This window comes from Streptomyces sp. NPDC059994 (genome assembly GCF_042737755.1).
GTDB lineage: Bacteria > Actinomycetota > Actinomycetes > Streptomycetales > Streptomycetaceae > Streptomyces.
Genome location: NZ_JBHWUR010000143.1, coordinates 1 through 12,947 on the forward strand (window position 1 = coordinate 1; position 12,947 = coordinate 12,947).

A 12,947-nucleotide genomic window follows, 5' to 3' on the forward strand; every position below is an offset into this window, starting at 1 on the left:
GTCATGGGACGATGCCGGGCTGCGGCGCCGGGTTCCGGCTACCGCCGGGGCCCGGGCCCCGGCCCGGCGGGCCGGGCCCTGCGCCGCCCCATCAGCCGCAGCTTCCGTACGCTCGCGATCACGCCCGCCACCAGCGTGCCGCCGTACAGCCAGCCGGCGTGCAGGGCCAGGGCGGTGACCACGGCCATGGCCTGGCCGCCGAGGCCGCCGGAGCCGCCCGCGATGGGCACGATGCCGAACGCGAAGGCGATCGGGACGCTGATGGGCGCGCTCACCAGGTCGGCGGGGCGCACCCAGAGCGCGGTGACGGCGCTCACCGGCAGGAACAGCACGCCGTACACGGCGGGCGAGCCGTCGAAGATCAGCCAGTCCAGGCAGCCGAGCAGGAACATGACGGCCGCCGCGAACAGCCCGCCGCCGAGCCCCGTGAGCCGGGGCTGGGGGAGCCGGCGCAGGGCCCGGACGAACGGAGGGGCGGGCCGGGCCGCCACCCGGTACACGGCGGCCGCCTCGCCGACGGCGGCCTCCGGCCCGAGTGGCGCTCGCCCGGAGGCCCGGCCGGGCGCACGTCCGGCCGGGCCGTCGGCCGTGCGTGCTCGCTGTCCGGGCTGCGGGGTGCGCGTCCTGTATTGCTCCACCGCACCAACGTAGGTCGCAACAGGGGAGGAACCACCCGTGGGACACGCCCTTTGGGTGAGCTTGGCGTTGCGTTCGACGCGAAACCGCCCCTGGAGGCGGTATGAGGGGGCCGGGGCCCGTCCCGGTGAGGGCCGTCGCCGCCGGGACGACACGCCCGTAAACTGGTGAGTCGGCCCCCATCCGCGGGGGCGTCGGCCCCCGGCCCGGGGGCGGACGGACCATCACCCTCGTACCGGGAAGTCGCCAACGTGTCGCTCACGATCGGAATCGTCGGTCTGCCGAATGTCGGCAAGTCGACCCTGTTCAACGCCCTGACCAAGAACGACGTGCTGGCGGCCAACTACCCGTTCGCCACCATCGAGCCGAACGTCGGCGTCGTCGGCGTCCCCGACGCCCGCCTCCACAAGCTCGCCGAGGTCTTCAGCTCGCAGCGCGTGCTCCCCGCCACGGTCGACTTCGTCGACATCGCCGGCATCGTGCGCGGCGCCAGCGAGGGCGAGGGCCTGGGCAACAAGTTCCTGGCCAACATCCGCGAGTCGGACGCGATCTGCCAGGTCATCCGCGCCTTCAAGGACGAGAACGTCGTCCACGTCGACGGCAAGGTGTCTCCGAAGGACGACATCGAGACGATCAACACCGAGCTGATCCTCGCCGACCTCCAGACGATCGAGAAGGTCCTGCCCCGCCTCCAGAAGGAGTCCCGGATCAAGAAGGACGTCGCCCCCAAGGTGGCGGCGGTCGAGGCGGCCAAGGAGATCCTGGAGAGGGGCGACACGCTGTTCTCGCAGGGCATCGTCCAGGGCACGGAGAAGTCGGAGCTCCTGCACGACCTGCACCTGCTGACGACGAAGCCGTTCCTCTACGTCTTCAACGTCGACGAGGACGAGCTCACCGACGACGCCTTCAAGGCCGAGCAGCGCGCGCTGGTGGCCCCGGGCGAGGCGATCTTCCTCAACGCCAAGCTGGAGCAGGACCTCGCCGAGCTCGACGAGGCGGACGCCCTTGAGCTCCTCCAGTCCGTCGGCGCCGAGGAGCCCGGCCTGGCCACGCTCGCCCGCGTCGGCTTCAACACCCTCGGCCTCCAGACGTACCTGACGGCCGGCCCCAAGGAAGCCCGCGCCTGGACCATCAAGAAGGGCGCCACGGCCCCCGAGGCGGCCGGTGTCATCCACACCGACTTCCAGAAGGGCTTCATCAAGGCGGAGGTCATCTCCTTCCACGACCTGATCGAAACGGGTTCGGTCGCCGAGGCCCGCGCGAAGGGGAAGGCGCGGATGGAGGGCAAGGACTATGTGATGCAGGACGGGGATGTGGTGGAGTTCCGGTTCAACGTGTGAGCGGATGAAATAGGGCCACGTTGACGGCCTGGTAAACGTGCAGGTCAGATGGGGTCGGCTCTCCCGAGAGTCGGCCCCCGTGCTGTTTCCCTTGCTGGGATGGTCGCTGGGCCTTCTGATTCTGCGTCAGGTTGCCCGAGCTTCCAGAGTGGTACGTTATTGAGTACCACTGCTGGAGAGGGGCACTTCATGTCGATCACCGCGAGCGAAGCCCGCAAGGCTCTCTTTCCTCTTATCAAGAAGGTCAACGACGATCACGAGGCCATCGAGATCGTCTCCAAGCATGGCAACGCCGTACTCGTCTCGTCCGAGGACTATGCGGCGCTGCGCGAGGGCTCGTACCTGCTGCGCTCGCCCGCGAACGCGCGGCGGTTGCTCAAGGCGTATGAGAACGCTCTGAGCGGCATCAACGTGTCGGAGCGCGAGCTGATCGACCCGGATGCGGTGGATCCTGCTGCGGGTGCCGAGTGAGGCTTGTCTTCGAGGATCAGGGCTGGGAGGACTACACGTCCTGGCTCAAGAACGACCGCAAGATGCCGGCTCGGATCAACAAGCTCATCGAGGACGTCAAGCGTGACCCCTTCACGGGAATCGGCAAGCCCGAGCCTCTGAAGTATCACTTGCCCGGGGCGTGGTCACGGCGGATCGACGACGAACACCGTCTCGTCTACCTGGTCACGGGCAAGGAGATCATCATCCTCGCAGCTCGGTATCACTACTGATCGCTGCCTCGTCGTGCCTGATCGGCAGGCTGCCTGCCGTAGGACCTAAGGTCCGATGTCCCCCTGGGTGAGCGAGTTCATCCAGTTTGGTCCAAGCCGTCCGGAAATAGTCGCTTCATGCGGGGTGAGGGCGGCTTCTGCTAGGAAATAACCGGGGAGTCTGCTCCATCTTCGCCCCAGCTTCAGCTCTTGCGGCACCTCGTGCTTTCAGAGGTGCCGCACTCGGGTGAGTGAGTCGGGGGGGGCTCGGCCCCTTCCTTCATGTCGATGTCGACGTTCAGGTGCGGCGCGGAGGAGTCAGACCGTCCAGGTCGAGGTGGATCTCGAACGGGACAGGGCGCTTCAAGGAGCTGCGGAAGATGCCGGCGGGGGCGTAGGCGCGGGTCGGTTCGTCGAGTTCGTAGACGTGGACGACCGGCGCGCCGCCCTCGTCCTCGACGCACCAGTAGTGCGGGATGCCGGCCTGCGCGTACTTGTGCAGCTTTACGGTGCGGTCCCTGTGCGCGGACTCGGGGGAGACGACCTCGACGGCGAGTCGGACGTCCTCCGGGGCGTACCAGGTGCGGTCGGCGTCGAATGGCGCGGTCGTCAGGATCAGATCCGGTTCGGGGCGGTTGCGGGCATCGAGCCGGATCGTCATTTCCCGCTCGACTTCGAAACCGTCGGCGGCCTGAGCCATGAGCGCCACAGTGAGGCCAGTGACGATGCGGCTGTGCCACGACCGTTGTGGGGACACCATGAAGACCAGCACTCCGTCGATCAGCTCGGTGTGGCGGGGTGCCTCCGGGAGGCTGTCCAGGTCCTCCGCGAACCAGCCTGCCGCGCGCGGCGGGCGCGTCCAGTCGGGCAGTGCGGTCATGGCTTCACCGTAGCGGCTCCAGGCCGACGAGGGCCGGGGCTTCCCCGGGACGGGATCGGGGTCCGTCACCGCATTCCGGCTGTGATCGAATTCCATGCGTGACCGCCTTCGCCGTACCCTCGCGCCCCCTCCGTATCGCCGCCGCCCAGGCACCCGTCGTCGCCGGTGATGTCGTTGCCAATGTCGACACCGCCGCCCGGCTCGTCCGGGCTGCCGGGGACGGTGGGGCTCGGGTTGTCGTGTTCGCCGAGAAGTTCCTCACCGGGTACGAGCCCGAGCTCATCCGGGCCGAGCCCGAGCGGTGTGCCGTGAACGGGCTCGCGGACCCCCGACTCGCTCCCGTCCTGGCCGCCTGTCGGGAGAGCGGGGTGGTCGCGGTCGTCGGGGCGGCGGTGTACGACGATGGGGAGCTGTTCGTGTCCGCGCTGGTCGTCGACGGGGGCGGGGTCCGTGCGCGGTACGACAAGCAGACGCTGTTCAAGGCCGAGCGTGCCGTGTATCGGAACGGGACTGCCGGTCTCACCCTCGACGTGGACGAGTGGCGGCTCGGGCTTGGGATCTGTTACGACTCCGGCTTCCCCGAGCACGCGCGGGCGGCGGCGGTGGACGGCTGCCACGCGTACGTGGTGGGCGCGCTGTTCGGCGTCGGCAACGGGTACCACGAGTCGCGGATCTGGTTCCCCGCGCGGGCCCTCGACAACACGGTGTACGCCGTCCTCGCCAACCACGTCGGGCGTACGGGGGAGTGGGAGACCTGCGGGAGCAGTGCGGTGTGGGGGCCGGACGGACGGGTTGTGGCGGAAGCGGGCGCCCGGGTCGAGGAGATCGTCTTCGCCGACCTGGACCCGGACGCCCTGCATGTGGCCCGCGAGGCCGAGCCGATGTTGCGGGATCTGTGGGATACGGGGGCGGCGCCCAGGCGTGCGGTGCGGGTGGCGGCGGCGACGCCGCCCGCGCGGTGAGCCCGCGCCGTGCGGGCGCCCAGGACGAGGAGATCGTCTTCGCCGACCTGGACCCGGGCGTCCTGCACGTGGCCCGCGAGGCCGAGCCGATGCTGCGGGATCTGTGGGATACGGGGGCGGCGCCCAGGCGTGCGGTGCGGGTGGCGGCGGTGAGCCCGCCCGCGCGGTGAGCCCGCGCCGCGGTGAGCCCGCGCCGCGGTGAGCCCGCGCCGCGGTGAGCCCGCGCCGCGGTGAGCCCGCGCCGCGGTGAGCCCGCGCCGCAGTGAGTGGCCCGGCTCCCTTCGCGACCGGATCGCCTAACCCGCCGCCATCCCCGTCTTCAACCCCGCCCCGCACAGCGGAACCACCGCGTCACGCCCCCCGAGGGAGGACGGCGACGCCGTGACCGCCGCCCAGCACGCCACCCCCGTCGACTCGACGAACAGCCCGCGTCCGGCGAGGTCGCGTTGGGCCGCGCGGATCTGGTCCTCGGTCACCGTCAGGAACGTGCCGCCCGATTCGCGTACCGCGCGCAGGATCTGGCGGCCCCGGGGCGGCGAGGGGATCGCGATTCCCTCCGCCAGGGTCTCGGCGGCGGGCACCTCGGCCACCTCATCGGCCCCCGCCCGGAACGCCGCCGCCAGCGGCGACACCGCCTCCGCCTGGACCGCGACCAGGGCGGGGCGCTCGGGGATCAGGCCGTGCGCGTACAGCTCGGCCGTGGCCAGCGCGGCGCCGAGCAGCAGGGTGCCGTTGCCGACCGGGACGACGATCGCGCCGGGCAGCCTGCCGCCCAGCTCCTCCCACAGCTCGTAGACGTACGTCTTGGTGCCGTGCAGGAAGTACGGGTTGAAGACGTGCGAGGCGTAGAACGTGCCGGGGGCGTCGGCGGCCGCCCGGGCGGCGCGGGCGGTGGCCTCCCGGTCGCCGGGGACGCGCTCGACCCGGGCCCCGTGCGCCCCGATCTGCTCGACCTTCTTCGGCGAGGTGGCCTCGGGCACGTACACCGTGCACGGCAGCCCGGCCCGGGCCAGATACGCGGCGAACGCCGTGCCCGCGTTGCCGCTGCTGTCGGCGATCACGCGCTCGGGCGCCAGGCGCCGGGCGAGCTCGGCGAGTACGACCGCGCCCCGGTCCTTGAAGGACAGCGTCGGCATCAGGAAGTCCAGCTTGGCCGAGACGGTGTCGGTGAGCGGTACCAGCGGCGTGCACCCCTCGCCCAGCGTGACCGGCGGCGGCCCGTCGAGCGGCAGGGCCTCCGCGTATCGCCACAGCGAACCCACGCGCCCCGCAAGCGACTTCAGCTCCACGGCCCCGGCGGCGAAGTCCAGGTCCCACGGGCCCCCGCTGGCCGGGCAGCACCAGGGGGCGGCGGCCTCGACGGGGGCCCGGGTGCCGTCCTGGGGGCAGCGGTACGTCGCCGCGCTCGCGCCGGGAGGCCGGGAAGGATGCGTGTTCGTACGTGTCATACGGCGACCCTAGAACGTCCTAGAACGTTGCTTGTGACGTCGAGTCAGGTCGGGTGGCTCATGGGTGCTCGCCTGTTCCGAGCCCGGCCTGTTCCGAGCCCGGCCTGTTCCGAGCCCGGCCCGTTCCGAGCCCGGCCCGTTCGGCCGCCCGGACGCACCCGGCTCGCGGGTACTCCCCCCGTTCCGAACCCGTTCCGATCTCGGCCCGATCCCGGCCCGAACCGTTCCGAACCCGTTCCGATCCCAGCCCGGACGCAACCCGGGACGCACCCCGTCCGCTTCGACGCCGGCCCCCGCCGCCTCCGGCGGTCAGCCAGGGCCACGGCTCCGGCTGGCCGCCGCCTTTCCCGGGGCCGCAGCAGCCCGCGGGAGGCGTCGGCCCCCGTCGCCTCCCGCGTACGATTCGCGCAGCAGTTCGCTGACCTCGACGAGGAGCCCTCACCCGTGGACATACCGCCGCCGCCCGCGCCCGAGCCGCCTTCGCAGCCGGGCCAGGGCCACGGCCCCGGCTGGCCGCCGCCCTACCCGGGGCCGGGGCCGCAGCAGCCCTGGTACCCGTACCCGCAGGCGTACCCGCAGCCGTTCCAGGAGCCGGCCAAGACCAGCGGTCTGGCCATCGCCTCGCTGGTCACCGGCATCGTCTGCTGTGTGCCGCCGCTCGGTCTGGTCCTGGGCGTGCTCGCCCTGGGGCGGATCAGGAAGAGGGGGCAGCGGGGCAAGGGCATGGCGATCACCGGTGTGGTGCTCTCCGCGATCAGTACGGTCCTGGCGGTCGTCCTCGTCGTGAGCGGCGCGGCGAGCGCGTTCTGGGACGGGTTCCGCGACGGCATCGACGAGGTCAAGAGCACGCGCAGCACCATGGACCTGCGCAAGGGCGACTGCTTCGACGTCCCCGGCGGCGAGCTGGAGCGCGAGGTCGTGAACGTGACCCTCGTGCCGTGTAACGAGCCGCACGACGGTGAGGTCTCCGGCTCCTTCAAGCTGGACGGCTCCTCATTCCCGGGCGACAAGGCGATCACCGCGCTCGCCGACCGCAAGTGCTGGGCCGTCGAGCAGGAGTACGCGATGGACAGCTGGGCGCTGCCGGTGGAGGCCGAGTCGTACTACTACACGCCGAGCACCCGCAGCTGGCGGCTCGGCGACCACTCGGTCACCTGCTCCTTCGCCACCACGAGCGGCAAGCTCAAGGGCTCGGTGCGCAATGACGCCCGCCGCCTGGACGCCGACCAGATGACCTATCTGCGCTCCTCCAACGCCTATGACCGGGTGCTGGCCGCCGGCCCCGACCGGGACCGGGTCGAGGACGACCTCCCCGCCTTCAAGAAGTGGGCCGGGCAGGTCTCCCAGGTGCTGGGTCAGGAGAGCGCCCGGCTGCGCGAGCGCAGCTGGCCCGCCGCCGCGGACGCGCGGGTGCGTGCCCGCGCCAAGGAGGCCGAGCTGGCGGGCAAGGAGTGGGCGAAGGCCGCCGCGGCCGCCGACACCGACGCCTTCTACCTCCACTCGGGCGCGGCGGACCGCGCGCTGCGGCAGGCCACCGAGATCGCCGCGCGGGGCGCCCTGCACCTGGCCACCACACCGCCCGCCACCGACTCGGGGGGCAGCAGCGGCGGTTCGGGCGGCGCCGACGGCGGTACGGACAGCGGGGGCACCGACAGCGGCGGCACCGAGGACGGGTCGGGCCCCGGCACGGGGAGCGGAACCGGAGGCGACGGTTCCAAGGCGGTCTGAGGCGGGTAGTCCTACCAGCGGTATCCCCCGGGGACGGGCAAGTCATCACTTCGAGTGAAACTCTGGCCTTGGCTTGCGGCGCACAACCCACGGTTGCCACGCTGTTGCAGTCTGTCAACCTGATGGGAGTGGCCAGTGACTTTCGGTGAGCAGCCGGCTTATCTGCGCGTAGCCAGCGATCTCCGGCAGAAGATCGTCAGTGGCTCACTGCCGCCGCACACCCGCCTCCCCTCACAGGCCCGCATCCGCGAGGAGTACGGCGTCTCCGACACGGTCGCCCTGGAGGCCCGCAAGGTCCTGATGGCCGAGGGTCTGGTCGAGGGCCGCTCCGGGTCGGGTACGTATGTGCGGGAGCGCCCCGTCCCGCGCCGCGTGGCCCGCTCCGGGTTCCGCCCGGCCAAGGGGGCCAGCCCGTTCCGCCAGGAGCAGGCCGAGGACGGCGCCCGGGGCACCTGGGAGTCGAGCAGCGAGCAGGAGGACGCGTCCGCCGAGATCGCCGAGCGGCTCGGCATCCACCCCGGAGACCGGGTGATGCGCACGCGGTACGTGTACCGGGACGCGGGCGAGCAGATGATGCTCTCCACGTCCTGGGAGCCGCTCGCGGTGACCGGGCGCACGCCCGTGATGCTGCCCGAGGAGGGGCCGCTCGGAGGGTGCGGCGTCGTCGAGCGGATGGCCGCGATCGACGTGGTGGTGGACAACGTAGTGGAGGAGGTCGGCGCGCGCCCGGGGCTGGCGGAGGAGCTCATGGCGCTCGGCGGCGTCCCGGGTCATGTGGTGCTCGCCATCGAGCGGACGTACTACGCGTCGGGGCGCGCGGTGGAGACGGCCGACGTCGTCGTCCCCGCCGACCGGTACCGCATCGCCTACCACCTTCCGGTGAAGTAGGTGAAGCAGGTGAAGTGGGTGAAGTAGCGGTGTCGGCGGTGGGCTGACCCAGCGTCAACTCTCGCAAATGGGGGCGCACTCGAAGGAGTGCGCCCCCGTTGTCTTGCCCTCGCGTGGCCGGATCCGTATCTCTTTGTATAAACGCGGATCCGCTGAGTGAAGGTCAGGCGTAGGGTCGGGCATATGCGGAATGCGGTTTCCTGGGGATCTTCACCGACCTGCACGCCGATATCGGGAGGGGCGCGATGAACGACGGTGGCGTGGTGCTTTCCTGGCAGGTCATACGTCAGGACGACAACGGCAACCGCTACCGCGTCGGCAGGTACGCTACCCGGGCCGAGGCCCAGAAGATCGTCGACAGCCTCGATGACCTGGGACACCACCGGCTCTACTGGGTCGAGCGGATCACCCAGCCGGCGCAGTAGCAGGGCGCCCGGCGGGGGCGGATGGGGGGCGCGGGCCGGACGGCGGCCCGCCGGACCGGACCCCTCCGGGAGCGCGTTACGCTCCGGCGCATGGACGTTCGTGTGGTGGTCGCCGGAGCCGTGTTCGACAGGGGCAGGCTGCTCGCCGCGCGCCGCAGCGCCCCGCCCGAGCTGGCCGGGCGCTGGGAGCTGCCCGGCGGCAAGGTGGAGCCGGGCGAGCACCCCGAGGACGCCCTGGTGCGCGAGCTGCGCGAGGAACTGGGCGTGGAGGCCGAGCCGCTGGAGCGGATCCCGGGGGAGTGGCCGCTGAAGCCCGGCCTGGTGCTGCGGGTGTGGACCGCCCGTCTGGTCTCCGGCGAGCCGCAGCCCCTGGAGGACCACGACGCCCTGCGCTGGCTCGCCCCCGACGAGACGGACGAGGTCGACTGGCTGCCCCAGGACCGCACGGCGGTGGCGGAGGCCGCGCGCATGCTGGCGGCGGGCATCAGGGCGGCGCGGGAGGGTGCGGCGGGCCGCTGAGCGTTCCTCCGTCCCCGTACGCCCCCTACGCCGTTCGTGCCACCATGCGCCCCACCAGGGGATAGCTGACCCCAAATATCGGGTATGTGGCTATTAATCCTTCTAAACCCCCCGAAGAGTCGGATGCGGGTGAGCGGTGTGATCGACACCTCCGGTGGCTGCGCCGAGTGGACATTCCCGGCGGAGGCCAACGCCGTGCGCACCGCGCGCCACGCCGTCCGGGACACGCTGCGCGGCTGGGCGCTGGACCCGGCCGTCAGCGATGTGGCGGTGCTGCTGGTCAGTGAGCTCGTGACCAATTCCCTGCGGTACGCGTCGGGGCCCATCGGCGTCCGGATGGCGCGGCGGGACCCCGGCGCCCTGCTGGTGGAGGTCTCCGACCCGCTGCCGGAAGAGCCCGTACAGCGGCACACCGGACCGGACGACGAAGGGGGCCGGGGCCTTCAGTTGGTGGCTTGTTCCGCACGGCGCTGGGGGACCAGACGCGGCAGGACGGGCAAGACCGTGTGGTTCGAGCTGGCTCTGCCGGGTTAGAAGGAGGGAGGGACGAACGATCACCACCTCTTCGGACGGCGAAGTCGGAAGACGGCCGGAAAAGAACGAGACCGGGATGTGATCGTGAACGCCGTGTCGGTGGGGGCCGTAGTACTGAATACTGCGGTCAAGGCCGGTCCGGTGCGGTGAGCTGGAGGGGACGGTCGCGTGAGCGAGATACCTGAGACGGCTGGCGGCGTCGTGTGGCAGAGCAGCCCGCCTGGCTCGATCTATGACTACATCAGGGTCGCCTCGTTCTCGATCGGGCCCGACGGGCTGATCGAGCAGTGGAGCGTGCGGGCCGAGGAGCAGTTCGGCTTGTCCGCCCGCGAGGTCGTGGGAATCGACCCGGTCGACGCCTTCATGCCGCCTGAGCTGCGCTCCCAAGGTCACCGGCGGGTCACCGAGATCCTGGACGGGCGCGAGTGGACCGGCCTGGTCCCGTTCCGCACGCCGGAGCGGGAGGGCCGGCACGGGCTCGCCGAGCTGTATGTGATGCCGAGTGAGACGGCGGCCGGGGAGCGCGGCGCGCTCTGTATCGTCGTCGACGTCCGGGCGCTGCGCGGCATAGAGACGGATCTCGCGGCCTCGCAGGCGATTTTCGGCCAATCTCCCTTCGGCTTCCTGCTGTTCGGCACGGACCTCACCGTCCTGCGCGCCAACAGGCGTTTCGCCACCGTCTTCGGCGGCGAGCCCGACGAGCACCGCGGCCGCACCGTCCACGACTATCTGAACCGAGCCGAGGCCGACCGGATGGCCGCCGCCCTCCAGCGCGTCCTCGACACCGGCGAGGCCGTCACCGACCTCCAGCTCGTCGGCACCGCGCCCGGCGACCCGGCCCGCCGCCACTGGTCGATCAACCTCTACCGGGTGCACAGCGGCACCGGCCGGCCCATCGGCGTCGCCAGCCTCGGCATCGATGTGACCCACCGTCACAACGCCGCCCGCGAGGCCGCCGACGCCCGCCGCAACCTCGCGCTGCTCAACGAGGCGGGCAACCGGATAGGGAACTCCCTCGACCTGGAGACCACCGCCCGCGAACTCCTCGACGTCGCCGTCCCCGGCTTCTGCGACCTGGCCTCCGTCGACCTCTACCAGGCACTGCTCGCCGGGGACGAAGCCATCCAGAGCCGTGCCGACGGCAGCGCCGAGCTCCGCCGGGTCGCCTTCGCCAGCGCCGTATCGGACGCACCGCCCACCCTCACCGGCGCCACCGCCCCGATCGCGTCCGTCTCCGTGGGAGACGTCCATCGCTACCCCTTCCACTCGCCCTGCGCCGGCGCCCTGCGCACCGGCCGCCTCCATGCCGTACCGGGCGGTGAGGGCAGCCTGGTGCACACCACGCTCGCCGTCCCGATGGTCGCCCACGACACCGTCGTCGGGCTCGTCCAGTTCTCCCGCGCCAAGGGCAGCGAGCCCTTCGGCGAGCGCGACCGCGCCCTCGCCACCGAACTCGCCTCCCGCGCCGCCGTCTGCATCGACAACGCCCGCCTCTACCGGAGGGAGCACGAGCGCGCGCTGATACTGCAGCGCTCCCTGCTCCCGCCCGGCGACCCCGAGGCCGCCGGGCTGGACATCGCCTGCCGCTATCTGCCGGGCAACGCCGCCACCGAGGTCGGCGGCGACTGGTTCGACGTCATCGAACTCCCCGGCCACCGCACCGCCCTGGTCGTCGGCGATGTGATGGGCCGCGGTCTGCGGGCCGCCGTCGCCATGGGTGAACTGCGTACCGCCGTACGGACCCTGGCCATGCTCGACCTGGAGCCCGCCGAGGTGCTGTCGCACCTGGACGAGGTCGCCCGGGGCCTGGGCGACCCCGGCGGCCCCGACCGCGCGGCGGGCGGAGACAGGCGCGGCGGCCCCGGCTCCCGCACCGCCCACAAGTCCCGCGAGGCCGACCTCACCGAGGTCTACCTGGCGACCTGTGTGTACGCCGTGTACGACCCGGTGACGCGGCGCTGCTCCATCGCCAACGCGGGCCATCTGCCGCCGGTCCTGGTCGAGCCCGGCGAGCCCGCGCTGTTCCTGGACATGCCGCCCGGGCTGCCGCTCGGCGTGGGCGGGGAGCCGTTCGAGGAGATCGAGGTCGACCTCCCCGAGGGCGCCCTGCTCGCTCTCTACACCGACGGTCTCGTCGAGTCCCGCGACCACCCCCTGGACGAGGGACTGCGGGCCTTCCGCAAGGCCATCAGCGACCCGGTCGCGGGCCTGGAGGACGTCTGCGACCAGGTCCTCAACACCCTCGACACCCGCCACGGCGAGGACGACATCGCCCTGCTCATGGCCCGTATCCAGGGCCTGCCCACGGACGCCGTCGGCGACTGGCGGCTGCCGCGCTCGCCACGCTCGGTCGGCCGCGCCCGCGAGCTCGCCCGCACCCAGCTGCTCGCCTGGGACCTCGACGACCTCGTCGACACCACCGAGCTGCTGGTCAGCGAACTCGTCACCAACGCCCTGCGGTACGGCGAGGGCGAGGTACGGCTCCGGCTGCTGCGGGACCGCACCCTCGTCTGCGAGGTGTGGGACGCGGGTCTGGTCCAGCCGAGACGGCGGCGGGCCCGGGACACGGACGAGGGCGGCCGGGGGCTCCAGCTCGTCGGCCTGCTGAGCGCGGGCTGGGGCTCGCGCCGCACCCCGCGCGGCAAGACGGTCTGGTTCGAACTCGCCCTTCCGGACGGCGAGCCCCGGCCCGTGGCCGAGCTGACGGAGGAGCAGCTGCTCAGCATGTTCTGACCCCGGGGGCCCTCATCCCAGGGGTGCCGTCGGCTGTCGGCGTGCCGTGGTGCGCCCCCCGCACGCCGCCCCAACGTCGTCGCCGTCAGTGCCGCCCGCCCCGCCACCACCACCCCCGGGGCGCCCCGGGCGTCCCCCGGCACGAACAGGGCG

Annotated in this window: 14 protein-coding genes; 11 read left to right on the top strand and 3 right to left on the bottom strand. The window is 72.0% G+C overall.

The features are described from left to right. Positions 1-38: 38 nt before the first annotated feature. Positions 39-638 (bottom strand): DUF6542 domain-containing protein, encoded by a 600-nt coding sequence (locus tag ACFWA7_RS36665; protein ID WP_385827411.1) that lies wholly within the window; start codon positions 636-638, stop codon positions 39-41. 249 nt (positions 639-887) lie between these two features. Here ACFWA7_RS36665 and ychF point away from each other — a divergent pair, with 249 nt between their 5' ends. The 3 genes from ychF to ACFWA7_RS36680 all read left to right on the top strand — a co-directional run bounded on the left by ychF (position 888) and on the right by ACFWA7_RS36680 (position 2,698). Next, a complete protein-coding gene (gene ychF, locus ACFWA7_RS36670) occupies positions 888-1,976 on the top strand; it encodes a redox-regulated ATPase YchF (RefSeq protein WP_385827413.1) in 1,089 nt (362 codons plus the stop codon). Positions 1,977-2,165: 189 nt separating this feature from the next. Continuing rightward, complete coding sequence (locus tag ACFWA7_RS36675) at positions 2,166-2,447, top strand: type II toxin-antitoxin system Phd/YefM family antitoxin (RefSeq protein WP_385540378.1); 282 nt, start codon at positions 2,166-2,168, stop codon at positions 2,445-2,447. Further along, positions 2,444-2,698, top strand: coding sequence for a Txe/YoeB family addiction module toxin (locus ACFWA7_RS36680; RefSeq protein WP_385827416.1), 255 nt, complete (start codon positions 2,444-2,446; stop codon positions 2,696-2,698). Before ACFWA7_RS36675 ends, ACFWA7_RS36680 begins: the two co-directional genes overlap by 4 nt. Positions 2,699-2,975: 277 nt before the next feature. Here the strand turns inward: ACFWA7_RS36680 and ACFWA7_RS36685 are convergent, their stop codons facing one another. Further along, positions 2,976-3,557: a Uma2 family endonuclease gene (locus tag ACFWA7_RS36685; protein ID WP_385827418.1), complete on the bottom strand. Its 582-nt coding sequence runs from the start codon at positions 3,555-3,557 to the stop codon at positions 2,976-2,978. 98 nt (positions 3,558-3,655) lie between these two features. Between ACFWA7_RS36685 and ACFWA7_RS36690 the strand changes: the two genes are divergently transcribed. Together ACFWA7_RS36690 and ACFWA7_RS36695 are read left to right on the top strand one after the other, a co-directional pair. Beyond that, positions 3,656-4,519: a carbon-nitrogen hydrolase family protein gene (locus ACFWA7_RS36690; protein ID WP_385827420.1), complete on the top strand. Its 864-nt coding sequence runs from the start codon at positions 3,656-3,658 to the stop codon at positions 4,517-4,519. Next, positions 4,516-4,689, top strand: a complete 174-nt coding sequence (locus ACFWA7_RS36695; RefSeq protein WP_385827422.1) for a hypothetical protein — start codon at positions 4,516-4,518, stop codon at positions 4,687-4,689. Before ACFWA7_RS36690 ends, ACFWA7_RS36695 begins: the two co-directional genes overlap by 4 nt. Before the next feature lie 126 nt (positions 4,690-4,815). Here ACFWA7_RS36695 and ACFWA7_RS36700 read toward each other — a convergent pair whose 3' ends face one another. After that, positions 4,816-5,967, bottom strand: a complete 1,152-nt coding sequence (locus ACFWA7_RS36700; protein WP_385827425.1) for a threonine synthase — start codon at positions 5,965-5,967, stop codon at positions 4,816-4,818. A gap of 444 nt (positions 5,968-6,411) precedes the next feature. Here ACFWA7_RS36700 and ACFWA7_RS36705 point away from each other — a divergent pair, with 444 nt between their 5' ends. From ACFWA7_RS36705 to ACFWA7_RS36730, 6 genes are all read left to right on the top strand, one after another. Further along, the gene (locus ACFWA7_RS36705; protein WP_385827427.1) at positions 6,412-7,695 is read left to right on the top strand and encodes a DUF4190 domain-containing protein; all 1,284 of its coding nucleotides are present in this window, start codon (positions 6,412-6,414) and stop codon (positions 7,693-7,695) included. 135 nt (positions 7,696-7,830) lie between these two features. Beyond that, positions 7,831-8,583 carry a GntR family transcriptional regulator gene (locus ACFWA7_RS36710; protein ID WP_385540389.1) on the top strand — a complete coding sequence of 251 codons (753 nt, stop codon included), beginning with the start codon at positions 7,831-7,833 and terminating at the stop codon, positions 8,581-8,583. Positions 8,584-8,828: 245 nt separating this feature from the next. Next, positions 8,829-9,008, top strand: coding sequence for an SPOR domain-containing protein (locus ACFWA7_RS36715; RefSeq protein ID WP_371654495.1), 180 nt, complete (start codon positions 8,829-8,831; stop codon positions 9,006-9,008). Between the two features lie 90 nt (positions 9,009-9,098). Further along, positions 9,099-9,527 (top strand): (deoxy)nucleoside triphosphate pyrophosphohydrolase, encoded by a 429-nt coding sequence (locus ACFWA7_RS36720; protein WP_385827429.1) that lies wholly within the window; start codon positions 9,099-9,101, stop codon positions 9,525-9,527. 129 nt (positions 9,528-9,656) lie between these two features. Continuing rightward, on the top strand, positions 9,657-10,061 hold the full coding sequence (locus tag ACFWA7_RS36725) for an ATP-binding protein (protein WP_385540393.1): 405 nt from the start codon (positions 9,657-9,659) through the stop codon (positions 10,059-10,061). A gap of 168 nt (positions 10,062-10,229) precedes the next feature. Continuing rightward, the gene (locus ACFWA7_RS36730) at positions 10,230-12,794 is read left to right on the top strand and encodes a SpoIIE family protein phosphatase (protein WP_385540395.1); all 2,565 of its coding nucleotides are present in this window, start codon (positions 10,230-10,232) and stop codon (positions 12,792-12,794) included. Positions 12,795-12,947 lie beyond the last annotated feature (153 nt).

Excerpts from the sequence above, each read along its gene's own strand:
- ACFWA7_RS36715 (WP_371654495.1), top strand. The coding sequence starts at position 8,829 with ATGAACGACGGTGGCGTGGTGCTTTCCTGGCAGGTCATACGTCAGGAC.
- ACFWA7_RS36700 (WP_385827425.1), bottom strand. The coding sequence starts at position 5,967 with ATGACACGTACGAACACGCATCCTTCCCGGCCTCCCGGCGCGAGCGCG.
- ACFWA7_RS36675 (WP_385540378.1), top strand. The coding sequence starts at position 2,166 with ATGTCGATCACCGCGAGCGAAGCCCGCAAGGCTCTCTTTCCTCTTATC.
- ACFWA7_RS36685 (WP_385827418.1), bottom strand. The coding sequence starts at position 3,557 with ATGACCGCACTGCCCGACTGGACGCGCCCGCCGCGCGCGGCAGGCTGG.
- ACFWA7_RS36720 (WP_385827429.1), top strand. The coding sequence starts at position 9,099 with ATGGACGTTCGTGTGGTGGTCGCCGGAGCCGTGTTCGACAGGGGCAGG.